The following is a 24,268-nucleotide window of genomic DNA, read 5'->3' as shown; positions in this document are numbered from 1 at the left end:
CCAGCCTCCGCGCGGCACCGACCGTGCGACGCCGTCACCGTGATCCGATGCGGAGACATGGATCCACGTCCGCGAGAGCGTGCTGCTTGCCGCGGTTGCCCTGTATCAGGGTCGGGTCGGTGCGTATCCGGCTGCGCGGATCCGGATTCTCTCCTCAGTCCGGGTCGCGGGGGACCAGCGGGACTGCCGCGACGGCCGTGACAGCGGCCAGAAGGAAGGCGGCGGGGAAGCCGCTCGCGGTGATCAGAGCGCCGAACAGGGGCGGTACGGCGGCCATGGCCAGGTTCTGCCCGGTGTTCTGGACGCCGAGGCCCCGGCCGCTCCAGTAGGGGCCGGCGATCTCGGCGACCGCGGTGAAGGCCAAGCCGTTGTCGGAGACGCTGATCACGGACGCGGCGATCAGCAGCGGGATGGCGGCCCACCACCACTGGGTCCACGCGGTCAGCGCCAGCGCGGCCATGGCGAGCACGGCGGCGACCGCGATCGTGCGCAGGGGGCCCATCCGGCTGCCGGCGCGATCCGACCAGGCGCCCGCGCCGATGCGGCCGAGCGCGCCGAGGATCTGGGTGATCGTCACCAGCGCACCCGCGGCGGCGAGCGACCAGCCGATGTCGCGGTGCAGCCACAGCAGCGCGAACGTCCACACGGTGCCCTGCGGGACGACGAGCAGCACCGAGACCAGGTGGATGCGCCACAGCGTGGCCGAGTCGCGATAAGGGTTGGCTCGCAACGCCGGATCGGTGGCCGAAGCGGCGGGACGTGGCGGGTCGACGATGCCGGCCAGGCAGGCAAGGGCCGCCACGCCCGCCATCAGCGCGGGAACGAGAACGGCCGCGGGCACACCGTAGGCGGCGGCGACGGCCGGAATCGCCAACGCGCCGACGCCCACTCCCAGGGGCTGGGCGGTCTGCCGGATACCCATCGCGAGCCCCCGCCGATGCGGCGGGAACCACCCGACGATCACCCGGCCGCTGGCGCCGTTGGTGCTGGCCGCCCCGACGCCGCCGAGGAACAGCAACGCGCCCAGCGTGATGTCGTCGGTCGTGGCCGCAGCGACGCACCCGGCCGCCAGCATCAGCAGCGGACCGGCGACCAGCACCTTGCGCTCGCCGATCCGGTCGACCACGTAACCCCACGCGATCAGCGTGCACACCAGGCCGACGGTGGGCATGGCCACCAGCAGGCCCGCCGTCGCCAGCGGCATGCCGCGGCCGGTCAGCGCGGGCAGCAGAAACGGGACGCCGTGGATGAAGACCGCGCTGGAGGCCTGGGCGAACACGCCCAGCCCGAGCATCGACCAGCGACGTACCCCGTCGATCTGCGTAACGGTCGCCATCGACCTCACCTCAGAATCTCATTATTCGGGATGGTATTCCCACTTTGTGAACCGCGATGCTCACCGTACACCCCTCGGGCCATGCGATTCGACGCCCGGGGCTGTCGGACTGCTCACATGCGCCGTGGCCCCGCCCCGGCTGGTTCCGACCACTCGGTCGGGCGCGTTCGAGCAGGTGGCGGCGGGTCGATAGACTCCCGGCATGCGTCTAGGTCGAGTTGCCAGTCCCGATGGGGTCGCCTTCGTGAGCATCGAGGGCGACGGAAGCGACAGCGTGGCCAAGGAGATCGCCGAACACCCGTTCGGCACACCGACGTTCACCGGACGGAGCTGGCCGCTGGCCGACGTGCGGCTGCTCGCGCCGATCCTGGCCAGCAAGGTGGTCTGCGTCGGCAAGAACTACGCCGCCCATGCCGCCGAGATGGGCGGTCCAGCCCCCGCGGATCCGGTGATCTTCCTGAAGCCGAACACCGCGATCGTGGGGCCGAACGCCCCGATCATCCTGCCGCCCAGTTCGTCTCAGGTCGACTACGAAGGGGAGCTGGCCATCGTCATCGGCCGGCCCTGCAAGGACGTGCCCGCCGCCCGCGCGCTGGACGTGGTGCTCGGTTACACCGCGGCCAACGACGTCACCGCCCGCGACCAGCAACGCCACGACGGCCAATGGACCAGGGGCAAGGGGTACGACACCTTCTGCCCGCTGGGGCCGTGGATCGAAACGTCCTTGGACCCCTCGGATCTGGAGATCGTCACCGAGCTCGACGGCGAGGTGCGCCAGCGCAGCCGCACTTCGCTTCTGCTCCACGACATTCCGAAGCTCATCGAGTGGGTCACCACCGTGATGACGCTGCTGCCCGGTGACGTCATCCTCACCGGCACCCCCGAGGGCGTCGGCCCGATGCGGGAGGGACAGCAGGTGTCGGTGACCGTCGAGGGCATCGGAACCCTCACCAATCCCGTTGCCGCCAAACGCTGATCGAAAGAGAGCCATGACTGAAGTACGGGTCCGATTCTGCCCGTCACCGACCGGGACACCGCACGTCGGCCTGATCCGGACGGCGCTGTTCAACTGGGCCTATGCCCGCCATCACGGTGGCACATTCGTCTTTCGAATCGAAGACACCGATGCCGCCCGCGATTCCGAGGAGTCCTACCGGGCGATTATCGACGCGCTGCGCTGGCTCGGCCTCACTTGGGACGAGGGACCGGAGGTCGGCGGGCCTTACGAGCCATATCGCCAGTCGCTGCGAAAAGATTTGCATCTGGATGTGGTTCGGCGTTTGCTGGAGGCCGGTGAAGCCTATGAGTCATTCTCCACACCGGAGGAAGTCGAAGCTCGCCATCGTGCCGCGGGACGCGATCCGAAACTCGGTTACGACAACTACGATCGTGATCTGACGCCCGAGCGGATCGAGGCGTACCGGGCCGAGGGGCGCGCCGCCGTGATCCGGCTGCGGATGCCCGACGAGGACCTGTCCTGGAACGACCTGGTGCGCGGCGAGACGACCTTCAAAGCGGGCAGCGTCCCGGACTTCGCGCTCACCCGAGGCAACGGCAACCCGCTGTACACCCTGGTCAATCCGGTCGACGACGCTTTGATGCGGATCACCCACGTGCTGCGCGGGGAGGACGTGCTCTCCTCGACCCCCCGGCAGCTGGCGCTGTACGCGGCGCTGCGCCGGATCGGGGTCGCCGAATTCACTCCTCAGTTCGGTCACCTGCCGTTCGTGATGGGGCAGGGTAACAAGAAGCTGTCCAAGCGTGATCCGGAGTCGAATCTGTTCGCCCATCGCGATCGCGGCTTCATTCCCGAGGGTTTGCTGAATTATCTCGCGCTACTCGGCTGGGGGCTGTCCGAGGACCGCGACGTGTTCTCCATGGCGGAGATGGTCGAAGCCTTCGACATTTCGAAAGTAAATTCGAATCCGGCCCGTTTCGACCAGAAGAAGGCGGACGCGCTCAATGCCGAGCACATCCGATTGCTGGCGCCGGGTGATTTCGCCCACCGGCTGCGGGAGTATCTCACCGAGCACGGTCGTATCGGCGCGGAAATCGATGAGAAGGTGTTCGCCGCCGCGGCGGAACTCGTGCAGACCAGGATCGTGGTGCTGGCCGATGCGTGGGAACTGCTGCGTTTCTTGTTCGCACCCGCGGAGGAGTTCGAGATAGACCCCGCAGCGGGCGCAAAGAATCTGGGATCCGACGCCGGAGAAGTATTGCAAGCCGCTATTACCGCATTGGAGTCGCTGTCCGGGTGGACCGCCGAGTCGATCGAAGAGGTGCTGAAAAAGGCGCTGATCGATGATCTCGGGCTCAAACCGCGCAAAGCCTTCGCGCCGGTGCGGGTCGCGGTCACCGGGTCGCATATCAGCCCGCCGCTGTACGAATCGCTGGAACTGCTCGGTCGCGGCCCCACGATGGAGCGGCTGCGCGCGGCGCTGACCTGGCAAGTAGCGGGCCAGACGCCGTCCTGACGGCAAAAATATGGCTTTGACCAGGCGATTTGTAGTTAACCGGTAGCCGTTTGGTACTCTTCTTCTCGGCCCGGAACACGGTCTCGAGTCACCCAGACGCGAGGCTGAACAACCTGGTCATTGGGGTATGGTGTAATTGGCAACACAGCTGATTCTGGTTCAGCCATTCTAGGTTCGAGTCCTGGTACCCCAGCGGAGAGTGTTGTTCGACTTCGGTTCGCGGCCGGAATCAATCAGCATCCTGGCGATTTGGTCGCCGGGCCTCGGCCGGTTAAGCTAGCCGAGCCTCCTGATCGAAAGATCAACACGGCGCTCCTCGCGACAGTGAGAAGCAGTCCTGGCCCCGTCGTCTAGCGGCCTAGGACGCCGCCCTCTCAAGGCGGTAGCGCGGGTTCGAATCCCGTCGGGGCTACACGAGTGGAAGGCCCATGCTCATGGAGCATGGGCCTTTCTCGTTTCCGCTATGTCTTGTGGGGTGCAACCCCCACACCCCGCCCGGAGGGCTTCGCCCCCGGACCCCCGGCGAGGGCTTCGCCCCGCCTGGATGGTTGGGGTCCGGTGTTCCTGTGATCTGCGGACTGAGGCTTCGCCCCGCTTGGGTTGTGGTTCGGGGTGGCTGTGAGCTGCGGGTTGGGGCTTCGTCCCGAGCTGGGTGGCGGTGTGGCTGTGTTCTGCGGACTTGGACTTCGTCTCCCCGTGGTCGGTGTGTCCGTCCGGCGTGGTGGCTGGTGGCTCAGATGGTCGGTGGTGCTACAGGTGGTCGTTGGCGACAGAGGTGGTCGTTGGCGACACGGGGATCGTTGGCGACACAGGGGGTCGTTGGTTGGTCGCTGGTGACTCGCGTGGTCGCTGGTGACTAGGGTGGTCGCTGGTGACTCGGATTGACGGTCTTGACCCGCTCGGTCGAAGTGTCGTCTTGGGCGGCTTGGTTCTCGAAGGGTGTTCGCAGCAGACGCTCGTCGTGGTGCCGAAGAGGTTCGGGCTGGCGAGGAGAAGCCCCGAGTGACGAAGTTCATAAACCGACTGCACGGCAGTGCCGGCGGTAGTGAACGATTTCGGACGGGCGCGCCGCCTGCTTCGAGTCGGTAGGGGGTGCGGGCGTCAGCGTCGGATCGGTTCGTTCGGCGAGTTCGCGGGCGATCGCAGGGAATCCGCGACGTGGACCCGGCGAGTCGGTAGGCGGATCTTCCCCGTCGCCGAACATCCAGCAGGCCGCATGCGTACGGTGCGAGCAGATGATCCGGATCGTGCCTGCCGAGGTGCCATGGAGCCGTGTTGTCGGCTGCGCGACTGTTCGACCAGCTCCGGCGAGTTCGGTCCTGCTCGCCGCACCCACAATCAGAGCTCGTAAGTCTCGCCGGAAGGAGTTACCGGGCCGAATGGCCCGACTGCCTGCGGCGGGCCGCACGCCCCGGCGCAAAGATAAGGCCCTCCAGCGGTCTTGCCGGAGGGCCTTCGCCGTCTGCGCGGACTAGCCGCTCTTACGCCGGAATTCCCGCTTGTGGCCGACCGCGGTGTGAGCACCGGAGGCCTTGGACCGTCCGTCGAGGTGGTCGACCGCGCGGGCGTTCTGCTGGTTCTTGCGCTCCAGTGCTTCCCGGAACTTGCGCTTCACCTCGTCGGCGCCATTGGACTTACCCGAATCCGCCATCGCTGCTCCTCGTCGTCGCGGCCGCGCAGCGCGGGCTGCGATGCCCGGCCGATTCTTGTCGAACCCCCTGACGCTAGCCCGTGGGAGGTGGTTGTGTCAGTTCGATTTCGTGCGCGTCGCGCGGGCCGAGCGCGCTCCGGTCAGTCCAGCGACTGCGCGGTGGTGCCGCCGAGCGGCATGGCGGGCAGGCCGAGCTTGCGGTGATCCCAGCTGCGCGTGCGCTCGGGCACCACACGGACGGCGACCCGTTTGTGCAGCATGGCCTCCACCATCGGCCGCACCTCCTCGTTGTAGGGGCCGGTGTAGCGCTCCCAGACGCTCACGCCGACCGCGAAGAGTTTCTCGGCGTCCTCGACGATCTCGCCGCGGCCCTCGATCGATACGCCCCTGAGCTGGTCGTAGGTCTGGCCCGCCTCCACCATGCAGGTGATCCGAGGATCGCGGCGCAGATTCACCGCCTTCTGCGATTTGGCCTTGGTCTCGAACCAGATCTCGCCGTCGATGAGCGCGTACCACATCGCGGTCAGGTGCGGCGTGCCCTTCGGGCCGATGGTCGCCAGCGTCGCGATCCGGCTGCGCTGCAAGAACTCGGTGATCTCGGTGTCGGACATCACGATCTGTGCCCGTTGGTTGACTCCCATGGGCCAACTGTAGAGAGTCCGAATTGAAACGCGTTACAGGCGCTTGTGCAGGGCCTCGGCGGCCGCGACCAGATCCGCCGCCCACCGGGCGCCCGGCCTGCGGCCCATTCGGTCGATCGGTCCCGACACCGAAACGGCCGCGACCACGGTGCCTCCGGCGTCGCGCACCGGAGCGGAAACGCTGGCCACGCCCGCCGCGCGCTCGGCCGCGCTCTGTGCCCACCCACGCTTGCGCACCTCCGCCAGCGCGCGCTCGCCGAACACCGCGTCGGCCAGGATGGTGCGCTGCAGCTCCGGGTCGGCCCACGCCACCAGTACTTTGGCCGCCGAGCCCGCGGTGAGCGGCAGCCGCGCCCCGATCGGCACGGTGTCCCGCAGCCCGACGGGGGGTTCAAGCGCCGCGACGCAGACGCGCGCGTTCCCGTCGCGGCAGTAGAGCTGCACGCTTTCGCCGGTGATCTCGCGCAACCGGGGGAGGATGGCCGAGGCGGCCTCGAGCAGCGGGTCATCGGCGCTGGTCGCGAGCTCGGCGAGGGCCGGACCCGGCCGCCACGTGCCGTTGCCGTCGCGAGCGAGCAGGCGATGCACTTCCAGGCCGACGGCGAGTCGGTGCGCGGTGGCGCGGGGCAGCCCGGTGCGGGCGCACAGCTCGTTGAGACCCGACGGATGCTCGGCTACGGCGTAGAGGACCGCCACTGCTTTGTCGAGGACGCCGATGCCGCTATGCTGTCTCATAGAACGATACTAGCGTCTCGAATGCTGAGAATCGAGTGCTTAGAATCCCACCTTCGCGGATTCTCGCCGTCAGTGTTCGGACCAGGCACAGCCAGCCCAACTCGTGCAACCGTCGCCGCATCGCCAGTCCGGATCGCGGAACGGCTGCTTCGTCCGAAAGGTGATCGACAATGGCCAAACCGCGCACGCTGGCCGAGAAGGTATGGGATCAGCATGTGGTCGCTCGCGGGGAGGGCGAGGGCGCCTCGCGCGAACCTGACCTGATCTATATCGACCTGCACCTCGTCCACGAGGTGACCAGTCCGCAGGCCTTCGACGGGCTGCGCGCCGCGGGCAGGCCGGTGCGACGGCCGGATCTCACGATCGCGACCGAGGACCACAATGTCCCGACGATCGATATCGACAAGCCGATCGCCGACCCGATTTCGCGCACCCAAGTCGACACGCTGCGGCGCAATTGCGCGGAATTCGGTGTGCGGCTGCACCCGATGGGGGACCTGGATCAGGGCATCGTGCACGTGGTCGGGCCGCAGCTGGGCCTGACCCAGCCGGGCATGACCGTGGTGTGCGGCGACAGCCACACCTCGACCCACGGCGCGTTCGGCGCGCTGGCGATGGGCATCGGCACCTCCGAGGTCGAGCATGTGCTTGCCACCCAGACGCTCTCGCTGCGCCCGTTCAAGACGATGGCGATCACGGTGGACGGCGCCTTGCCCGACAGCGTGACCAGTAAGGACCTGATCCTGGCCGTCATCGCGAAGATCGGCACCGGCGGCGGCCAGGGTTACGTCCTGGAGTATCGGGGGGAGGCCATCCGGGCCATGTCGATGGAGGCCCGAATGACGATCTGCAACATGTCCATCGAGGCGGGCGCACGGGCCGGCATGATCGCGCCGGACGAAACGACCTACGAATTCCTCAAAGGACGGCCGCACGCGCCGCAGGGAGCCGACTGGGACGCCGCGGTGGCCGCCTGGGAGGCCCTGAAGACCGACGAGGGCGCCGCTTTCGACGCCGAGGTGCACATCGACGCCGCCGAGCTGACCCCGTTCGTCACCTGGGGCACCAACCCCGGCCAGGGCGCCCCGCTGGGCGAGGCCGTGCCCGACCCCGCCGCCATCGCCGACGAGGCGGCCCGCGAGTCCGCGGAGAAAGCTCTGCGTTACATGGACTTGGAGCCGGGTACTCCACTTCGGCAAGTACCGATCGACACCGTATTCGTCGGTTCGTGCACCAACGGACGCATTGAGGATTTGCGTGCGGTGGCCGGGATTTTGAAGGGACGTCATGTCGCCGACGGCGTGCGAATGTTGGTTGTACCGGGGTCGATGCGGGTTCGCGCACAGGCGGAAAAAGAAGGACTGGACGAGATTTTCACCGCGGCGGGCGCCGAATGGCGGCAGGCGGGCTGCTCAATGTGCCTGGGAATGAATCCGGACCAGCTCGAGCCGGGCCAGCGTTGCGCGTCGACCTCGAACCGTAACTTCGAGGGCAGGCAGGGCAAAGGCGGCCGTACGCACCTCGTTTCTCCCCTCGTAGCGGCCGCGACGGCGGTCCGCGGAAGACTGTCGTCGCCTGCGGATCTGGACTGACCGCCCCCGATTCACTCATTCAAACCCAGGAGATTCGTAATGGAAGCCTTCACCGTGCACAAGGGCATCGGGGTGCCGCTGCGCCGCTCCAATGTCGATACCGATCAGATCATCCCGGCCGTCTACCTCAAGCGGGTGACTCGTACCGGATTCGAAGACGGGTTGTTCGCCGCATGGCGGGCCGATCCGGACTTCATTCTGAACACGTCACCATACAACAGGGGTAGTGTTCTGGTGGCGGGACCGGATTTCGGTACCGGGTCCTCTCGTGAACACGCTGTTTGGGCGCTGTCGGACTACGGCTTTCGGGTGGTCATCTCATCCCGGTTCGCCGACATCTTCCGCGGCAATGCGGGCAAGGGCGGGCTGGTGGCCGCTCAGATGTCACAGAACGATGTCGAAATGCTCTGGAAGTTGCTCGAGGAACAGCCCGGCTTGGAATTGGTTGTGGACCTCGAGGCGCGCACGGTGACGGCCGGAACCGTCGTGTTGCCGTTCGATATTGATGACTACACCAGGTGGCGTCTGCTGGAGGGATTGGATGACATCGGGCTGACCCTGCGCCGGGAGGACGCGATCTCCCGGTTCGAAAAGGCAAGGCCAACATGGAAACCCACTACCCTTCCAGCACATATTTCGCAGACGTAATCACCCTCGTCAGTTAGCTGGACAGCCGGAGTTGTGGTAGCTGGACGTGTGCTAAACCACATGAATTTTGGCGTGGCACATAGACTCTTGCCCAAAGTGGGTTTACCGTGGTACCTAGTCGGTCCGACGACGGGCCATTAGTCTGCGGAGGATTCAATGAACAAGGCGGAACTGATCGACGTTCTGACCGAAAAGTTGGGTACGGACAGGCGCACGGCCACCGCGGCAGTCGAGCATGTGGTCGACACCATCGTGCGCGCGGTGCACAAGGGTCAGAGCGTCACAATCACCGGTTTCGGTGTGTTCGAACAGCGTAAGCGGGCGGCTCGCGTCGCGAGGAACCCGCGTACCGGCGAAACGGTGAAGGTCAAGCCCACTTCGGTGCCCGCGTTCCGCCCCGGCGCTCAGTTCAAGGCGGTGATCGCGGGCAAGCAGAAACTGGCCGCGACCGGGCCCGCCGTCAAGCGCGGGGTGAATGCGCCGGTGGCCGCCAAGAAGGCGGCGGCGAAGAAGACGGCGGCGAAGAAGACCGCCGCCAAGAAATCGACGCCGACCAAGGCGCCTGCCAAGACGACAGCCCGCAAGGCCGCCGCCAAGGCCCCGGCCAAGACCACCGCGCGCAAGACGACCGCTACCAAGACCGCTGCGAAGAAGACGCCCGCGAAGAAGACCGCGGTCGAGAAGAAGGCTCCGGCCAAGAAGGCGGCCACCAAGGCCACGGCGGCCAAGAAGACCACCGCCGCCAAGAAAGCACCTGCGAAGAAGACCGCGGCCAAGAAGGCCCCGGCTCGTCGAGCCCGCTGATCTCGAGCCACCGCCGGATCGGCGCTGAATGCGCGGCCCCACGACCGGGCCCCTTCGCCTCAACGTCGAGACGGCCCCGGGAGACACCCGGGGCCGTTTTCGGCTGTCCACCCACTGAGACCTGACGGTCGCGGCTCACCCGGGTCATCCTCGAGCGCGCGGCGACCGCCGACGCGCGCGGTGACGGGCGAGCTTCGCGCGTATCAGGACTGCGCCACGTAGGCTGACAGCGTTCGATCCAGATGGTCGGCGGCCACCAAGCGCTGGCCGACGAACGACAGTACCCACACACTGCCCTTGCGATTGCGCGCCGACGGCAGCGCGATTCCGTCGCGTTCGGCCAGCCATCCCAGCAGATCCGGGATCACCTTGCCCTGACTGCAGACGACGCGAACGGCATTGTCCGACACCAGGGCTCGAAGACGTTCCCGGGCCTCGTCCGGGTGCTCGGCGTACCCGGTCTCGGAAAACAATGGCTCCATGCCGATTTCGCGGCCGAGCTTCTCCGCCAGCGGCGCCATGGTCTGCACGCAGCGCAGCGGAGGGGCCGAGTACACCTCGGATGCGCCGAACGCCAAGAGATTCGGCGCCAGCGCACGTGCCTGCGTCTCGCCTTCGCGGTCGAGCGGACGCTGCTCGTCGGGACCGTTGAAGCGGTCCCTGCGGCCGGCTCGGGCATGCCGGACCAGCAGAAGGGTGTCGGTGCGTGCGGGCAGCCGGGTGAAGGCGCGCACCACTTGCCGGTCCATCGGATACGACAGTTGCTCCATCACCCGGTCCAGCGGGTGCCAGCTGAGCACGTCCACCTCGGAATTGGCGGTGAACTCCCCGCCCGCCACTTCGGCGGCCCAGTAGTCGACCCGCTTCAGCTTGCGATGGCCTGGAATCGGGTAGGTCACGTAGCCGAGATAGCGGCCCAGTCTGCACTCCAGGCCGGTCTCTTCGCGGACCTCGCGGACCGCGGCCAGCACCGGTGTCTCACCCGGGTCGAGCTTGCCCTTGGGCAGGGACCAATCCTGGTACTTGGGGCGGTGGACGAGCGCGATCTCGATCGCACCCGCAGCCGACTCCCGCCACAGCAACGCACCCGCCGCGTGGATGTTGGCGGTGACGCGGGGATCCCAGAACGGGCTCCCCCCCTGTTCGAACCCCGTTGTGGCGTTCACTGCTGCTCGGGCCTGCGCAGCCGCATCAAGAACTCCTGATGATCTCTGATCTTGTCCCCGTCCCCGGAGGAGCCCGGTGACGCCTGCCAGGTGCCGTCGGGTTGCAGCACCCAGCAGCGCGTGGTCGGCGACAGCGCGGAGTCGAACACCTCACCGAGTTGCTCGGTCAATCGCGGATCCTTCACCTGCGCCATCACCTCCACCCGGCGATCCAGGTTGCGGTGCATCATGTCGGCGCTGCCGATCCAGTACTCGTCCTGCGCCTGGAAGTGCATGACACGGGAGTGCTCCAGGAACCGGCCGAGGATGGAGCGGACTTGAATGTTCTCGCTCATCTCGGGCACACCGGGACGCAGCCCGCAGATGCCGCGCACCACGATCTGCACCGGTACGCCCGCCTGCGAGGCCCGGTACAGCGCGTCGATGATCTCCTCGTCGACGATCGCATTGGCCTTCAGCCGGATTCGGGCGTCCGCCCCCTGCGCCGCGAGCTCGGTCTCGCGCTGGATGCGCTCGATGATGCCGGAGCGCACGCCGTGCGGGGCAACGAGCAGATTGCGGTAGTTCTCTTTCCGCGAGTAACCGGTCAGCGAATTGAACAGGTCGGTCAGGTCGGCGCCGATTTCGGGTGCGGCGGTGAGCAATCCGACGTCCTCGTAGAGCCGTGCGGTCTTCGGGTTGTAGTTGCCGGTGCCGATGTGGCAGTAGCGGCGGATGGTCGCGCCCTCGCGCCGCACCACCAGGCAGGTCTTGCAGTGGGTCTTCAGTCCGATGAGGCCGTACACCACGTGCACACCGGCCTGTTCCAGCGCGCGGGCCCATTTGATGTTGGCCTGCTCGTCGAACCGCGCCTTGATCTCGACCAGGGCGACCACCTGCTTGCCCGCCTCTGCGGCGTCGATGAGCGCGTTGACGATCGGGGAGTCGCCGGAGGTGCGGTAGAGCGTCTGCTTGATGGCGAGCACCTGCGGGTCGGCGGCGGCCTGTTCGATGAACCGCTGCACGCTGGTGGAGAACGAGTCGTACGGGTGGTGCACGAGCACGTCGCCCTCGCGCAGGGCGGCGAAGACGTTGCGTGGCGTCTCGCGCTCGCCGAACGCGGGCGGCGTGGCGGGGACGTACGGAGTGTCCTTCAGATTCGGCCGGTCCACGCCGTATACCTGCCAGAGGCAGGACAGGTCGAGCAGGCCGGGCACCTGGATCACGTCGCCGGGGTCGACATCCAGCTCCCGCAGGAGCAGATCGAGCATGTGCTCGGTCATGTCGTCGGACACCTCCAGGCGCACCGGCGAACCGAACCGGCGCCGGGCCAGCTCGCGCTCCAGCGCCTGCAGCAGATCCTCATCGCGATCTTCGTCGACCTCGAAGTCCGCGTTGCGGGTGATCCGGAACGAGTGGTGCTCGACCACGTCCATACCGGGGAACAGCAGATCCAGGTGCGCGGCGATGAGCGCTTCCATCGGCAGGAAAGCGGCGATGGGTGAGCCGGAGTCGGTGCGGCGCACGCGGACGAACCGGTCGACGTTGTCGGGCACCTTGACGCGGGCGAAGTGCTCGCCGCCCGTGGCGGGTTCCTTCACCGTCACCGCGAGGTTGAGGCTCAGCCCGCTGATGTAGGGGAATGGGTGCGCCGGGTCCACCGCGAGCGGGGTGAGGACCGGGAACACCTGATCCTGGAAGTAACCGGAAAGACGCCTGCGTTCGTCGTCGTCCAGATCGCTCCAGTCGATGATCGCGATGCCCTCGGCGGTCAGCGCGGGCAGCACGCTGTCGAGGAAGACGCGGGCATGACGCACCGCTATCTCCTGTGCGCGCGCGGCGATCAGCTCCAGTTGCTCGCCGGGGGAGCGGCCGTCGGCCGAGCGCACCAGCAGACCGGTCTCGGCGCGGCGCTTCAATCCCGCGACCCGCACCATGTAGAACTCGTCGAGATTCGACGCGAAGATCGCCAGGAACTTCGCCCGCTCCAGCAACGGAAGCGACGCGTCCTCGGCGAGCGCGAGTACGCGGGCGTTGAAGTCCAGCCAGCTCAATTCACGATTGAGGTAGCGATCACGTGGCAACCGTGGCGCCACCGAGTCGGCGGACAAGGGTGTCGCCGCCGGGGGTGGCGTGGGAAGCAACGGCTGCTGCTTGACGATTTCCGTATCGCTCACGCCAACGATCATCCCTTACCGGACAGCTCATGTGCATCCCGTGAGCGTGATCGGTCTGTGTCTCACGCCACCATGGCGATCGTCTAGCACACGTGTGGAACGTGTTCGTGAACGCCGCCCGGCCAGCCGATGTCGTGCAGGACAGCACGAGTCGCGTTGCCGGCCCCCAGGGCCACCGCGCGGTCCAGATCGTCGGCGGTGTCGACGTCCAGGCGCAGTCCCGGCCAGTCCCCGGTGAGATCCACCGCGCCTGCCCCGATGTGGCTGCGGGCGGACCCGGGGCCGAAGCGGGGGTCGAGTGCGGCGAGGGGATCGCGCACCACCAGCGCGGCGGTGCCGCTGCCCTCGTGGTCGACCACGATCGAGCGCAGGCCTCGGGGAGCGGCGGCGAGCATGTCCGACAGTTCTTCCGGCCGCAACGCGGGCAGGTCGGCCTGCAGTGCGAGCAGATCGATCGGCCCGTGCGCATCGCGCAACGCGGCGGCGGTGGCGGCCAGCGCGGTGTTCAGCCCGCCCGAGCGCGGCCCGCGTGGTTCCGGATGGACGTCGGCGCCGAGCGTGCGAGCCAGATCGGCGACCGCGGGGTCGGGCGTGACCACGGTCACGGATACGACATCGCCTACCGCCGTGGTGGCGGTCACGGTGTCGGCGAGCATGGCCAGCACCAGCCGCGCCCGGTGCTCCGGGCGCAGCCGGTCGGCCAGTCGGCTCTTGGCCCGATCGAGGCTCTTGACCGCGATCACGGCATGCACGGCGTGCGGGCGCATGCGAGCAATCCTTCCATGGCATATTGGGCTGATGACGAGGGCGGCAGTGCTGGGCGCAGGATCGTGGGGCACCGCGTTCGCGAAGGTGTTGGCGGACGCGGGAACCGAGGTCACGATCTGGGCCCGGCGGCCCGAGGTCGCCGCGACGCTGGCCTCCGAACATCGCAATCCCGATTACCTGTCGGATATTCCGCTGCCGCCGATCGCGGCCTCCCACGACCCCGCGGTGGCGCTGGCGGGAGCCGACATCGTCGTGCTGGCGGTGCCGTCGCAGTCGCTGCGCACCAACCTCGCGGAGTGGAAGGGGATGATCCCGGCCGATGCCACGCTGCTGAGCCTGGCGAAGGGGATCGAGACCGGGACGCTGCTGCGCATGAGTCAGGTCATCGAGGAGGTCACCGGGGCCGACCAGAGCCGGGTCGCGGTGCTGTCCGGGCCGAACCTGGCGCGGGAGATCGCGGTGGAACAGCCCGCCGCGACCGTGATCGCCTGCTCGGACAACGACCGGGCGGTCGCGGTGCAGCACGCCAGCGCGACCGGATACTTCCGGCCCTACACCAATACCGATGTGGTCGGCTGCGAGATCGGCGGGGCGTGCAAGAACGTCATCGCGCTCGCCTGCGGCATCGCCTCGGGCATGGGCCTGGGTGACAACTCGATCGCCAGCCTGATCACCCGCGGTCTGGCCGAGATCATCCGGCTCGGGGTGGCCCTCGGTGCGGAGCCGGTCACGCTGGCCGGGCTCGCGGGAGTCGGGGATCTGGTCGCCACCTGCACCTCGCCGCTGTCGCGCAACCGGTCCTTCGGCCATGTGCTCGGCGCGGGCGGATCCATGGAAGCCGCCCAATCGGCCACTCATGGACAGGTCGCCGAGGGTGTGAAGTCCTGCACATCGGTGCGCGCGCTGGCCGAGCGGCACGGCGTCGAGATGCCGCTGACCACCTCGGTGCACCAGGTCTGCCACGAAGGACTTTCCGTGCGCGAAGCCGTCGGCAACCTGCTCGGACGGCGGATGAAGCCGGAGTGATCCGGCTGCGCACGCCCTGAGCGGAGACCGCGGTGTCCCGGACGGTCAGCGGTGGGTGCGCGGGTCGAAACGGGTACGGTTCGGGTCATGACGAACCGGATCAGGGTAGCTGTGGTCTTCGGCGGGCGCAGTAACGAGCACGCCGTGTCCTGCGTATCGGCCGGTAGTGTGCTGCGCCACCTGGATCCGGAGAAGTACGAGGTCGTGCCGATCGGAATCACCGCGGAGGGCCGCTGGGTGCTCGGCGGTGCGGACGTCGCCGCGCTCGGCATCCACGATCGCGCGCTGCCGTCGGTGGATGCCACCGGCACGGCGCTGACCCTGGCCGCCGACCCGAGCCGCTCGGGGGCGCTGATCGCGCTCGACGATCCGAGCGCCGCTCTCGGCTCGGTCGACGTGGTCTTCCCGATCCTGCACGGACCGTTCGGTGAGGACGGCACCTTGCAAGGAATGCTGGAGCTGGCCGGGATCCCGTATGTCGGACCGGGGGTGCTGGCCAGCGCGGCGGGCATGGACAAGGAATTCACCAAGAAACTGCTCGCGGCGGAGGGACTGCCGATCGGCACCCAGGTGGTGCTGCGGCCCGGCACGGCGACCGTCGCCGAGGAGGACCGGCTGCGCCTTGGCCTGCCGGTGTTCGTCAAGCCGGCCCGCGGCGGATCATCGATCGGCATCACCAGGGTGACCGACTGGAACGAGCTGGACGCGGCCATCGCCGCGGCGCGCGCGCACGACCCGAAGGTGATCGTGGAAGCGGGCATCGTCGGACGCGAAGTGGAATGCGGGGTGCTCGAGCATCCGGACGGGCGGGTCGCGGCGAGCGTGGTCGCCGAGATCCGGATGCCGGAGACCGGCGTCACCGCCGAACCTCCCGCGTTCTACGACTTCGATACCAAGTACCTCGACGACGTCTGCGAGTTCGACGTTCCCGCCAAGCTGGACGACGAGGTGTCCGAGCAGATCCGGGAACTGGCCGTGCGTGCCTTCCGAGCTCTCGACTGCCAGGGCCTGGCGCGGGTCGATTTCTTCGTCACAGAACAGGGCCCGGTGATCAACGAGATCAACACGATGCCGGGCTTCACCGCCATCTCCATGTACCCGCGCATGTGGGAGGCCACCGGTGTCGACTTCGCCGCACTGATCTCCACACTCATCGAAACCGCGCTCGCCCGCGGCACCGGCCTGCGCTGAGCGGTACCGCGCAATCGGCGCGGGTTTGGGTTTGCGGAATAATTGCTGCGCACCGATCGTCGGCCGCCGAGCCGGGTGACCCTGATGGATCGCACGTCGAAATTGATGCACGGGCCACCGGGTTACCTTCGTCCGCGTCCTGAATAGTTCGGCACCAGACGATCGCCTACGTGACCGACCGTGCCGGTCTGCGGCACAGATCGTGCAGCAGTGGTTCACCGCGTCGCGAATCCGGTCCGGGGCACGGAGTGAAGCGATCGGCTGTCTGGCAGGCGTCCGCCGGGCTGCGATGACGACAACGCCGATCACCGAGCCGCGCGTCAGTTGGGCAGCGGTCCCGGATCGATCGGCTGGGCCGGGATGGTGGCGGTGACCGTGTCGGAGACTTCTTGCAGCGGCGTCGGACCGGAGCCGTCGGGGACGGTGAGGGCGATGTAGGTTCCGCGGTCGACGGCGAACCAGGTGCTCACCTCGGCGGTCTGGTCGCGGACCTCGAACCACTGCACGCCGTTCACGACCTGCAACGGTGAGGCGCGGTTGAATTCCAGCGGTCGATCCAAACCGCAGCGCAGGACGATGGGGTCCCCGCCTTCGGCGCGCTGCCACGCGCGGGTGGCGGGCGGAGCGGGCTCGACCAGGGTCGATTTGGTGAACTCACCCAGGTCCGCGGGCAGCGCGGGCAGCAGGGCGGCGCAGGCCGGACCCTCCGCCGCAGGGGCAGGGACAGGGCCGAGCACCAGTGGTTCCCGCTCGACCGGCGCGCGGCTCGCGAGCACGGCGGCCACGAGCACCGCGACGACCAGCACGACGGGAAGCGCGACGGCGGTGGCGATGATCGCGGGCGAATATTGATGTGCGGGCGCGTTGTCCGGCTCGTCGGCTTCAGCGGCCGAATCCGCCGTCTGCTCCGCTGCTTCGGAGGCGGCGGCCTGCGCGTTCGAGTCCGCGGCGTCGGCGCTGCCTGCCGGACCGCCCGGTGCGGCGGGCTTCCGAGCGTCCGCACCGGCTTGCGTGCCGTCCGAATGCTCGCGTTCCGCGGAATCGCGGTCCGGCGAATCCGCCGCCATACAACACTCACCGATCCTTTCTCGTTCGCGCGTCGGCGCCGGTCGGTGGCCGCGCGATGGTGGCGCGATGGACCGGCCCGGTAGTACTCGAGGTGCCTCCGAAAGGGTACCGTCGGGCTCATTCCAGCAAGCAGCGCGCCGGAAAGGATCGGTCATCAGCGCCAGTAGGGGCCCGAGGACAGTGCGTGAACTGGGGGAGTTCGCGCTGATCGACCGCATCAACGCGGGCCGGGTGCAAGCGCCGGGTGTGCTGCTCGGCCCTGGCGACGACGCGGCGATGGTCGCCGCGCCCGACGGCCGGTTCGTGGTGTCCACCGACATGCTCGTGCAGGATCGGCACTTCCGGTTGGACTGGTCCAGCCCCGAGGACATCGGCCGCAAGGCGATCGCGCAGAACGCCGCCGACGTGGTCGCCATGGGCGCGACGCCGACCGCGTTCGTCGTCGCGCTCGGCTGCCCGGCCGACACTCCGCTCGAAGTCGTCGACGGGCTTGCGGACGGCATGTGGGCCGAGGCGGCCAGAGCGGGCGCCTCGATCGCGGGCGGCGACCTGGTCCGCAGCCGTGAGCTGATCATCTCCGTCACCGCGTTCGGCGATCCAGGGGAAGGCGCGCCGATCACCCGAGCGGGTGCGCGCGCGGGGGACGTCGTCGCGGTGGCCGGCCGTCTAGGCTGGTCGGCCGCGGGACTCGCCGCCTTCACCGCTGGGGTGACCGGACCCGAGGTCGCGGAAGCGCTCGCCGCTCATCGTGTCCCGCAGCCGCCGTACGCCGCCGTCCTGGACGCGCTGGGCCGCGGAACGCTCGACGGGTCGAATTCGACTGTGGCGCAGAAGTCTTCCGCGCGGTCGTGTCCCGGATCGATCGACCCGGCGGCGGACATGCCCGGTACCACGACAGGCGAGGAGCTTTCGCGGCGGCAGCCGCCGAACGGCGACCACGAAGCGCGAGTGGGAAGGTCGCGGGCCCGGACCGGCTCGACCGACGTGGGGTTGCGCGCGTTGACCGACGTGTCCGACGGGTTGCTAGCGGATCTGGGGCACATCGCATCGGCATCAGGTGTCGCCATCGATCTGGATTCGGCGGCGCTGCGCGACCCGGCGTTGGAGCACGTCGCCGCTCGGCTGGAAGCCGATGCGGCGCAATGGATCCTGACCGGCGGCGAGGACCACGCCTTCGCGGGAACATGGGCGCCGGACCGCGCGCTGCCGTCCGGATGGGTCGCGATCGGGCAGGTTGTGGCCGGTCGCGGGCTTACCGTCGACGGCGTGACCCAGACCGGCGACGGCGGGTGGGAATCCTTCCGTGGGGCGGACTCGGCCCTCGACGGCGACCCACGCTAAGTTGTGCGGTCATGGGCACGAAACCATTGACGGAAATCATGGATCCGGGCTGGGCGAAGGCACTCGAGCCGGTGGCGGACCGGATCGCCGCCATGGGCGAATTCCTTCGTGCCGAGAACGCCGCGGGCCGCGGCTACCTGCCGTCCGGTGAGAACGTCCTGCGCGCCTTCCAGCGTCCGTTCGACGCGGTGCGCGTGCTCGTCGTCGGCCAGGACCCCTATCCGACGCCCGGCCATCCCATGGGGCTGAGTTTCTCCGTCGCGCCGGACGTTTCGCCGATCCCGCGCAGCCTGGCCAACATCTTCGCCGAATACAGCAAGGATCTCGGCCACCCCACGCCCTCCTGCGGCGATCTGAGCCCGTGGTCGGACCAGGGTGTGCTGATGCTCAACCGAGTGCTCACCGTTTCTCCCGGCAAGCCCGCCTCGCACCGGGGCAAGGGCTGGGAGGCGGTCACCGAACAGGCGATCCGCGCCTTGGTCGCCAGGGACGAGCCGTTGGTGGCGATCCTGTGGGGCAGGGACGCGGCGACGCTCAAGCCGTTGCTGGCAGAATCCGAGATTCCCTATATCGAGTCCGCGCATCCGTCGCCGCTGTCGGCGTCGCGCGGGTTCTTCGGTTCCCGCCCCTTCTCGCGAGTGAACGAACTACTCGACGAACTGGGGGCCGAACCGGTTGACTGGCGCCTGCCCTGAATCGGGCGTCTGTGTGTGATCGACCGAGAGAAAACGAGTGAGGAGCTCTTCCATGCACAACACCACCCTCCGCGGCGCTACCGCGACCCTGGCCTTCTGCGCCGCGCTCACCAGCGGCGCCGCTGTCGCAGGTGCGGCCCCCCTGCGGCTCGAGCCCGCCGCGGAGACCACGACGGCTCCGGTCGCCGAGGAGTACACCTCCAGCGGCTCCTCCACCATCTCCGCGTCGGTGAATGCCAAGATCGCGTGCCTGTTCTTCGTGGGCAATCTCGGCTGCTGAACCCTCGATTCGCCGGGTTCACGCCGGTGCGGACGGGCGTTGTGCGATCCTACAGATCGTGAGTAATGCGAACAATCTTCTCGAACCGTCCCGGCTCCGGCTGCGCGGTTCGGGCGGAATCGAGCTGGCCGCCGATCAGTTCGGCCCGGTCGACGGCCCGCTCGTCGTCTTCCTGCATGGTGGCGGGCAGACCCGGCACTCGTGGAAGCAGACCGGCGCGCGGCTCGGCGCGTCGGGAATGCGGGTCGTCACCGTCGACGCCCGCGGTCACGGCGACAGCCAGTGGGCGCCGGATCGCGACTACCGACGGCAGACCATGGCCGAGGACCTGCTGCGGGTGCTGGAACAGCTGGGCGCGCCCGCGGTGGTCGTCGGGGCCAGCATGGGCGGGATCACCGGACTGCTCGCCACCGCACGGCCCGGCGGGGAGGCGATCAGCGCTCTCGTCCTCGTCGACATCGTGACCAGGCCCGAGCCGGAGGGAATCGCCCGGGTAATCGACTTCCTCGGCAAGCATCGCGACGGCTTCGACACCATCGAGCAGGCGGCCGACGCGGTCGCCGAGTACCTGCCGCACCGTCCGCGCCCGAAGAGTACCGACGGCCTGCTCCGCAATCTGCGCGAGCGCGACGGCCGCTGGTACTGGCACTGGGACCCGGACATGCTCGGCGACCGGGTCGAGGACCCGTCGGCGATGACCGAGCCGATGGAGGACGCGGCGCGGGCGCTGCGCATTCCGGTGCTGCTGGTCCGCGGCATGCGTTCGGATGTGGTGAGCGCCGAGGGAGCCGAGGCGTTCCAGCGGCTGGTGCCGCACGCCCAGCTCGTGGAGATCGGCGGCGCCGCGCACACCGCCGCAGGCGACGACAACGACTCGTTCACCGACGCGGTGGCGAAATTCGTACTCGCCACCTGGGAATGAAGCCGGATCAGGCGAGTCCGGCGTAGTCGGGCTCACGCTTCGCCACGAACGCGTCCACGCCCTCGCGTCCGGTGGCGGAGCCGGCGGCCGCAGCGATGCCGTCGCGCTCGCTGTCGAGCTGATCGCTCAGCGTCGCGCTCTCGGACTGCCGCAGCAGCGATTTGATGCTCGCGTGGGTGGACCGCGGTCCCGCGGCGAGGGTGCGCGCCAGTCGCTGCGCCTCCTCGGCGATCTCGTCGTCGGCGACCAGCCTGCCCAGTACGCCGAGGCGCACCGCCTCGTCGGCGTCGAGGACGGCATCGGTGAGCAGGATCTCGCGGGCCCGCGCCCGACCGACGATGCGCGGCAGCGTCCAGGACATGCCGCCGTCGGGGCTCAGGCCGATTCCCGGATAAGCGGGGCGCAGCTTGGTGCCCGGACCGCCCAGGGCGATGTCGGCCACGCAGACCAGGCTCATGCCCGCACCCGCCGCCCAACCCTGGACCGCGGCCACCACCGGGAGCGGTACAGCGTCCAGCGCCCGGACGAATTCGTGCAGGTCGGTGGCCAGACCGTGAATGTGCGCCGAGCGGTCCTGCGCCGCGGCGAAGCCGCGCACGTCGCCGCCCGCACAGAAGTTGCGACCGGTGCCTCGCAGCAGCACCGCGCCCGCTTCGGAGCCGAGTGCGTTCAGCGCGGCGGTGCCCGCGTTGATGCCCGCGAAATCCATGGACGTGCCGTTGGCGGAGGTGGCGATGGTGATCTGGAGGACGCCGTCGACGGTTGTCACGTACCCGGCTTGCTCGCTGGAGGTCATGATCTGCACCTTAAGCGAAGGCGCGGATACGCCTAGCGAGTGCCGTCCGGTGCGGGGTCCGCGCGCATCGTCGGCTTGCGCACCATGCGCACCTCCATCGCGGCGGTGAACGACTCGACCTTGCGGGTGCCGTCGAGCACGAAACCATGCCGCCGGTAGAACGCCTGAGCGCGCGCGTTCCGCTCGAACACCCAGAGCGAGCATGCAGCGGCCGGGTCGAGTGCGGCGCGGATCAGATCGTCGGCCACACCGCTGCCGTGCCAGCGGGATCGAACGTAGAGTGCGTGCAGTTCGAGTGGAGTCACCGCGTCCGCGTCATCGGGCGGGCCCGCGCTGGAGAATCCGATCACTTCGTCATCGATGATCGCGACGTGGGTGCGGCCCGGATAGCGCACCCGATCGCGTTCCCACTGCTCGGCCCGCCGCCCGACATCGAAGGCGTCGAGCACGTGCGCGGGCGCCAGTCCCCGAAACGCCTCGCGCCAGCAGGCGATGTGACATTCGGCGAGGCTGTGGGTGTACCCCGCGGCCAAGGGCTGGACTCGCCACGGATGTTCGCTCACAGTGGCCGCACTCGCTGACCCCCACAGTCATGACGACGCCCCGGACCACCCGATACGGGTGCCGGGGCGTGTGCCGGGGTGCTGGTCAGCCGGAGGGCGGATCAGCCGCGGACGACCTTGCCCGCCTTCAGGCACGAGGTGCACACGTTCATGCGGCGGGTGTTGCCCGGGGCGACCTGCGCGCGCACGGTCTGAATGTTCGGGTTCCAACGACGGTTGGTGCGCCGGTGCGAGTGCGAGACCGACTTCCCGAAGCCGGGGCCCTTGGCGCAGACGTCGCAGACGGCAGCCATAGTCGCGAACTCCTTCATGTCAATGGTGGGGACCGCCGCTTTCGCGGTGCGGCGCGTCCTCGTGCAATGTCGAGTGTGTGCCTTGTCGGCGGGGAGCCGACCAGCGCAGACCGGTGACGGCCGCGCGAGGCAACCCTGCAAGGGTAGCTGTGCCGACACCGATCCACCAAACCGGTCCCCGTGCCACGAGTGCCGGAGCGGTTGCTGGGCATCCCCAGTCTAACGGCGCGGTCTTGCCGGTCGCCTGTCGGGACCGCCCGCTAACCTGGCGGGCGGTGGTGGTGCGCAGGTGGCGGAAGGGAGTGAGGGGACGGTGTCCGGAGCGCGAGATGGGATGGACGGCACGGCATTGCTGCGCTGGGGCCGCACCTGTCTCGCCGGCCTGGAACACCGGCGCGCGGAGATCAACGCGCTCAATGTCTTTCCCGTCCCGGACGCGGACACCGGCACCAATCTGCTGGCCACCATGCGCGCCGCCGTCGAGGCGGGGGAAGCGGCCGCGGCGCAGCGGGCGAACTCGGGCGGGAGCGTGGCCCATGCCGTCGCCGTCGCGATGGCCCACGGCGCGACCGTCGGCGCCCGCGGCAACTCGGGCATCATCCTGTCTCAGGTGCTGCGTGGCGTCGCGGATGCGGTGGACGGTGGTCCGTTCACGGCCGACAGTCTCCGGGCTGCGCTGACCAGGGCATCCGAACTGGTCCGCGAGGCGCTGAGCGTGCCGATCGAGGGAACCATTCTCACCGTGCTGGACTGTGCGGCCGCGGCGGCCGCGGGGTGCCCGGATCAGGCGCTCGGGGACGTGGCGCTCGCGGCGGCCGACGGTGCGGCCAAAGCGCTCGGCGACACGACCTTTCAATTGGGTGTGCTGCGGCAGGCCGGTGTCGTCGACGCGGGAGCTCGCGGGCTGGTCGTACTGCTGGACAGCTTGGTCACCGTCACACGAGGTGCGGCGCCCGCTCGGCCGGAGTACCCACGGCCCCCGACGGCGGCGCGAATCGCGCCCCCCGGCGAGGCCGAACCGCAGTACGAGGTGATGTACCTGCTGGCCGACTCCGACGAGCCGAAAGTGGCCGCGCTGCGCGCCCGTCTCGGCGAACTCGGCGACTCGGTCGTGGTCGTCGGCGACGGTGTCGGAGCCTGGTCGGCGCATGTGCACTGTGCCGACGCGGGTGCGGCGGTGGAGGCGGGCATCGCGGCGGGCAAGCTCAGCCGCATCCGCGTCGAGAACGTCGCCCTCGGGTCGCGCCCGGACGTGCTCGCCGGGTCCGGCGACCTCGTCGCGGCCGATCGCGGCGGGAGAGCACGAACAGAGGACAGGACCAACCCCGGCGACCGCGCCTGCGACTCTCGTGTCCCGCCGATGCGGACCGAAGACGTCACGGGATCGGCTCCGCCCGCCGATTCGACCCAGGTGGTGGCGGGTTCGCTCGGCCCGGCTACGGCGGCGGCTCCCGGGACTCCGGCCGATCGCGGAATCCTGGCGGTGGTCGACGGCGCGGGCGCCGCGACGCTGTTCGAGGACGCGGGCGCCGTGGTGCTGGCGGGCGACGAGCCGGTCGCCGCCACGACGCTGCTGGCCGCGATCCGGCGGATGCCCAACCGCGAGGTGCTGGTGCTGCCCAACGGCGCGCTGCCCGCGCACGAGTTGGTCGCCGTGGGCGTCGCCGCGCGCGACGCCCACCGGGACGTGCTGTTGCTGCCGAGCGCGTCGATGGTGCAAGGGTTGGCGGCCCTGGCCGTGCACGACCGCGGACGGATCGCGGTGGACGACGCCTTCGCCATGTCGGAGGCGGCCGCCACGACACGCTGGGGGTCGCTGCGCGTGGCGACCGAGCGCGCGCTCACCATGGTCGGCACCTGCGCGCCGGGCGACGGACTCGGTCTGACCGGTCACGATGTCGTCGTGATCGAGCGCGACGTGCGCACGGCCGGGCGGACCCTGTTGGATCGGCTGCTCGCCTTCGGCGGCGAGCTGGTCACGCTGCTGATGGGAGCGGCGGCTCCGGACGACCTCGGCGACGAACTCGCCGCCCATATCGCACAGAACTTCCCCGGTGTCGAGGTGATCGTGTATTCCGGTGGGCAGCAGGGTGATTCGGTGCAGATCGGAGTGGAGTAGGGC

Annotated in this window: 23 protein-coding genes and 2 tRNA genes; 14 read left to right on the top strand and 11 right to left on the bottom strand. The window is 68.8% G+C overall.

All coding sequences use genetic code 11. From position 1 onward, the window contains the following. Positions 1-154: 154 nt before the first annotated feature. Positions 155-1,336, bottom strand: a complete 1,182-nt coding sequence (locus M8859_RS02105; protein ID WP_249643651.1) for an MFS transporter — start codon at positions 1,334-1,336, stop codon at positions 155-157. A gap of 202 nt (positions 1,337-1,538) precedes the next feature. Between M8859_RS02105 and M8859_RS02100 the strand changes: the two genes are divergently transcribed. The 4 genes from M8859_RS02100 to M8859_RS02085 all read left to right on the top strand — a co-directional run bounded on the left by M8859_RS02100 (position 1,539) and on the right by M8859_RS02085 (position 4,222). Then, on the top strand, positions 1,539-2,312 hold the full coding sequence (locus tag M8859_RS02100) for a fumarylacetoacetate hydrolase family protein (protein ID WP_159920037.1): 774 nt from the start codon (positions 1,539-1,541) through the stop codon (positions 2,310-2,312). 13 nt (positions 2,313-2,325) lie between these two features. Then, positions 2,326-3,810: a glutamate--tRNA ligase gene (gene gltX / locus M8859_RS02095; RefSeq protein ID WP_195070424.1), complete on the top strand. Its 1,485-nt coding sequence runs from the start codon at positions 2,326-2,328 to the stop codon at positions 3,808-3,810. A 121-nt stretch (positions 3,811-3,931) separates the two neighbouring features. Continuing rightward, a tRNA-Gln gene (locus tag M8859_RS02090) sits at positions 3,932-4,003 on the top strand. A 146-nt stretch (positions 4,004-4,149) separates the two neighbouring features. Continuing rightward, positions 4,150-4,222, top strand: a tRNA-Glu gene (locus M8859_RS02085). Positions 4,223-5,281: 1,059 nt separating this feature from the next. On the opposite strand, the gene M8859_RS02080 is transcribed toward M8859_RS02085, so the two are convergent. The 3 genes from M8859_RS02080 to M8859_RS02070 all read right to left on the bottom strand — a co-directional run bounded on the left by M8859_RS02080 (position 5,282) and on the right by M8859_RS02070 (position 6,837). Then, the gene (locus tag M8859_RS02080; RefSeq protein ID WP_159920033.1) at positions 5,282-5,461 is read right to left on the bottom strand and encodes a DUF5302 domain-containing protein; all 180 of its coding nucleotides are present in this window, start codon (positions 5,459-5,461) and stop codon (positions 5,282-5,284) included. Between the two features lie 140 nt (positions 5,462-5,601). Beyond that, the gene (locus M8859_RS02075) at positions 5,602-6,102 is read right to left on the bottom strand and encodes a PPOX class F420-dependent oxidoreductase (RefSeq protein WP_195070425.1); all 501 of its coding nucleotides are present in this window, start codon (positions 6,100-6,102) and stop codon (positions 5,602-5,604) included. Positions 6,103-6,135: 33 nt separating this feature from the next. Then, complete coding sequence (locus M8859_RS02070; protein WP_195070426.1) at positions 6,136-6,837, bottom strand: IclR family transcriptional regulator; 702 nt, start codon at positions 6,835-6,837, stop codon at positions 6,136-6,138. A 170-nt stretch (positions 6,838-7,007) separates the two neighbouring features. Between M8859_RS02070 and leuC the strand changes: the two genes are divergently transcribed. From leuC to M8859_RS02055, 3 genes are all read left to right on the top strand, one after another. Continuing rightward, a complete protein-coding gene (gene leuC / locus M8859_RS02065) occupies positions 7,008-8,429 on the top strand; it encodes a 3-isopropylmalate dehydratase large subunit (protein WP_249643650.1) in 1,422 nt (473 codons plus the stop codon). Between the two features lie 39 nt (positions 8,430-8,468). Next, positions 8,469-9,077, top strand: coding sequence for a 3-isopropylmalate dehydratase small subunit (leuD, locus tag M8859_RS02060; RefSeq protein WP_159920025.1), 609 nt, complete (start codon positions 8,469-8,471; stop codon positions 9,075-9,077). A gap of 156 nt (positions 9,078-9,233) precedes the next feature. Further along, positions 9,234-9,881, top strand: a complete 648-nt coding sequence (locus M8859_RS02055; RefSeq protein WP_159920024.1) for an HU family DNA-binding protein — start codon at positions 9,234-9,236, stop codon at positions 9,879-9,881. A 203-nt stretch (positions 9,882-10,084) separates the two neighbouring features. Here M8859_RS02055 and M8859_RS02050 read toward each other — a convergent pair whose 3' ends face one another. The 3 genes from M8859_RS02050 to cofC form a co-directional block, all read right to left on the bottom strand. After that, positions 10,085-11,047, bottom strand: a complete 963-nt coding sequence (locus tag M8859_RS02050; protein WP_159920022.1) for an NUDIX hydrolase — start codon at positions 11,045-11,047, stop codon at positions 10,085-10,087. After that, entirely contained in the window at positions 11,044-13,215 is a 2,172-nt protein-coding gene (locus tag M8859_RS02045) for an RNA degradosome polyphosphate kinase (protein ID WP_195070427.1), read from the bottom strand. Before M8859_RS02045 ends, M8859_RS02050 begins: the two co-directional genes overlap by 4 nt. 71 nt (positions 13,216-13,286) lie before the next feature. Further along, complete coding sequence (cofC, locus tag M8859_RS02040; RefSeq protein WP_159920018.1) at positions 13,287-13,970, bottom strand: 2-phospho-L-lactate guanylyltransferase; 684 nt, start codon at positions 13,968-13,970, stop codon at positions 13,287-13,289. 31 nt (positions 13,971-14,001) lie between these two features. On the opposite strand from cofC, the gene M8859_RS02035 reads away from it, so the two are divergent. Together M8859_RS02035 and M8859_RS02030 are read left to right on the top strand one after the other, a co-directional pair. Next, on the top strand, positions 14,002-14,997 hold the full coding sequence (locus M8859_RS02035; RefSeq protein ID WP_249643649.1) for an NAD(P)H-dependent glycerol-3-phosphate dehydrogenase: 996 nt from the start codon (positions 14,002-14,004) through the stop codon (positions 14,995-14,997). An 87-nt stretch (positions 14,998-15,084) separates the two neighbouring features. Further along, positions 15,085-16,188, top strand: coding sequence for a D-alanine--D-alanine ligase family protein (locus M8859_RS02030; RefSeq protein WP_249643648.1), 1,104 nt, complete (start codon positions 15,085-15,087; stop codon positions 16,186-16,188). Between the two features lie 320 nt (positions 16,189-16,508). On the opposite strand, the gene M8859_RS02025 is transcribed toward M8859_RS02030, so the two are convergent. Next, positions 16,509-17,255: a DUF3515 domain-containing protein gene (locus M8859_RS02025; protein WP_249643647.1), complete on the bottom strand. Its 747-nt coding sequence runs from the start codon at positions 17,253-17,255 to the stop codon at positions 16,509-16,511. A 181-nt stretch (positions 17,256-17,436) separates the two neighbouring features. Here M8859_RS02025 and thiL point away from each other — a divergent pair, with 181 nt between their 5' ends. The 4 genes from thiL to M8859_RS02005 are packed head-to-tail and all read left to right on the top strand — an operon-like array spanning position 17,437 to position 20,494. Beyond that, positions 17,437-18,597 carry a thiamine-phosphate kinase gene (gene thiL, locus M8859_RS02020; RefSeq protein WP_249643646.1) on the top strand — a complete coding sequence of 387 codons (1,161 nt, stop codon included), beginning with the start codon at positions 17,437-17,439 and terminating at the stop codon, positions 18,595-18,597. A gap of 11 nt (positions 18,598-18,608) precedes the next feature. After that, entirely contained in the window at positions 18,609-19,292 is a 684-nt protein-coding gene (locus M8859_RS02015) for a uracil-DNA glycosylase (RefSeq protein ID WP_159920012.1), read from the top strand. A 52-nt stretch (positions 19,293-19,344) separates the two neighbouring features. Then, positions 19,345-19,572 carry a hypothetical protein gene (locus M8859_RS02010; protein ID WP_159920010.1) on the top strand — a complete coding sequence of 76 codons (228 nt, stop codon included), beginning with the start codon at positions 19,345-19,347 and terminating at the stop codon, positions 19,570-19,572. 58 nt (positions 19,573-19,630) lie between these two features. After that, positions 19,631-20,494 (top strand): alpha/beta fold hydrolase, encoded by an 864-nt coding sequence (locus M8859_RS02005; protein ID WP_159920008.1) that lies wholly within the window; start codon positions 19,631-19,633, stop codon positions 20,492-20,494. 7 nt (positions 20,495-20,501) lie between these two features. On the opposite strand, the gene M8859_RS02000 is transcribed toward M8859_RS02005, so the two are convergent. From M8859_RS02000 to rpmB, 3 genes are all read right to left on the bottom strand, one after another. Then, positions 20,502-21,290: an enoyl-CoA hydratase/isomerase family protein gene (locus tag M8859_RS02000; protein WP_159920006.1), complete on the bottom strand. Its 789-nt coding sequence runs from the start codon at positions 21,288-21,290 to the stop codon at positions 20,502-20,504. A gap of 32 nt (positions 21,291-21,322) precedes the next feature. Continuing rightward, positions 21,323-21,853: a GNAT family N-acetyltransferase gene (locus M8859_RS01995; protein WP_159920004.1), complete on the bottom strand. Its 531-nt coding sequence runs from the start codon at positions 21,851-21,853 to the stop codon at positions 21,323-21,325. A 101-nt stretch (positions 21,854-21,954) separates the two neighbouring features. Further along, a complete protein-coding gene (rpmB, locus tag M8859_RS01990) occupies positions 21,955-22,146 on the bottom strand; it encodes a 50S ribosomal protein L28 (protein WP_011210730.1) in 192 nt (63 codons plus the stop codon). Between the two features lie 334 nt (positions 22,147-22,480). Here rpmB and M8859_RS01985 point away from each other — a divergent pair, with 334 nt between their 5' ends. After that, entirely contained in the window at positions 22,481-24,265 is a 1,785-nt protein-coding gene (locus tag M8859_RS01985) for a DAK2 domain-containing protein (protein WP_283779284.1), read from the top strand. Positions 24,266-24,268 lie beyond the last annotated feature (3 nt).

It is taken from the genome of Nocardia sputi (assembly GCF_023501985.1).
This window is presented reverse-complemented; position numbering and strand designations above follow the sequence as displayed.

Bases quoted from the DNA above. Each gene is read 5' to 3' on its own strand.
- rpmB (WP_011210730.1), bottom strand. From the start codon at position 22,146: ATGGCTGCCGTCTGCGACGTCTGCGCCAAGGGCCCCGGCTTCGGGAAG.
- M8859_RS02100 (WP_159920037.1), top strand. From the start codon at position 1,539: ATGCGTCTAGGTCGAGTTGCCAGTCCCGATGGGGTCGCCTTCGTGAGC.
- M8859_RS02010 (WP_159920010.1), top strand. From the start codon at position 19,345: ATGCACAACACCACCCTCCGCGGCGCTACCGCGACCCTGGCCTTCTGC.
- leuD (WP_159920025.1), top strand. From the start codon at position 8,469: ATGGAAGCCTTCACCGTGCACAAGGGCATCGGGGTGCCGCTGCGCCGC.
- M8859_RS02045 (WP_195070427.1), bottom strand. From the start codon at position 13,215: ATGATCGTTGGCGTGAGCGATACGGAAATCGTCAAGCAGCAGCCGTTG.
- M8859_RS02000 (WP_159920006.1), bottom strand. From the start codon at position 21,290: ATGACCTCCAGCGAGCAAGCCGGGTACGTGACAACCGTCGACGGCGTC.
- M8859_RS01985 (WP_283779284.1), top strand. From the start codon at position 22,481: ATGGACGGCACGGCATTGCTGCGCTGGGGCCGCACCTGTCTCGCCGGC.
- M8859_RS02015 (WP_159920012.1), top strand. From the start codon at position 18,609: ATGGGCACGAAACCATTGACGGAAATCATGGATCCGGGCTGGGCGAAG.
- M8859_RS02080 (WP_159920033.1), bottom strand. From the start codon at position 5,461: ATGGCGGATTCGGGTAAGTCCAATGGCGCCGACGAGGTGAAGCGCAAG.
- leuC (WP_249643650.1), top strand. From the start codon at position 7,008: ATGGCCAAACCGCGCACGCTGGCCGAGAAGGTATGGGATCAGCATGTG.
- M8859_RS02025 (WP_249643647.1), bottom strand. From the start codon at position 17,255: ATGGCGGCGGATTCGCCGGACCGCGATTCCGCGGAACGCGAGCATTCG.
- M8859_RS02105 (WP_249643651.1), bottom strand. From the start codon at position 1,336: ATGGCGACCGTTACGCAGATCGACGGGGTACGTCGCTGGTCGATGCTC.
- M8859_RS02055 (WP_159920024.1), top strand. From the start codon at position 9,234: ATGAACAAGGCGGAACTGATCGACGTTCTGACCGAAAAGTTGGGTACG.
- cofC (WP_159920018.1), bottom strand. From the start codon at position 13,970: ATGCGCCCGCACGCCGTGCATGCCGTGATCGCGGTCAAGAGCCTCGAT.
- M8859_RS02075 (WP_195070425.1), bottom strand. From the start codon at position 6,102: ATGGGAGTCAACCAACGGGCACAGATCGTGATGTCCGACACCGAGATC.
- M8859_RS02070 (WP_195070426.1), bottom strand. From the start codon at position 6,837: ATGAGACAGCATAGCGGCATCGGCGTCCTCGACAAAGCAGTGGCGGTC.
- gltX (WP_195070424.1), top strand. From the start codon at position 2,326: ATGACTGAAGTACGGGTCCGATTCTGCCCGTCACCGACCGGGACACCG.
- M8859_RS02030 (WP_249643648.1), top strand. From the start codon at position 15,085: ATGACGAACCGGATCAGGGTAGCTGTGGTCTTCGGCGGGCGCAGTAAC.
- M8859_RS02035 (WP_249643649.1), top strand. From the start codon at position 14,002: ATGACGAGGGCGGCAGTGCTGGGCGCAGGATCGTGGGGCACCGCGTTC.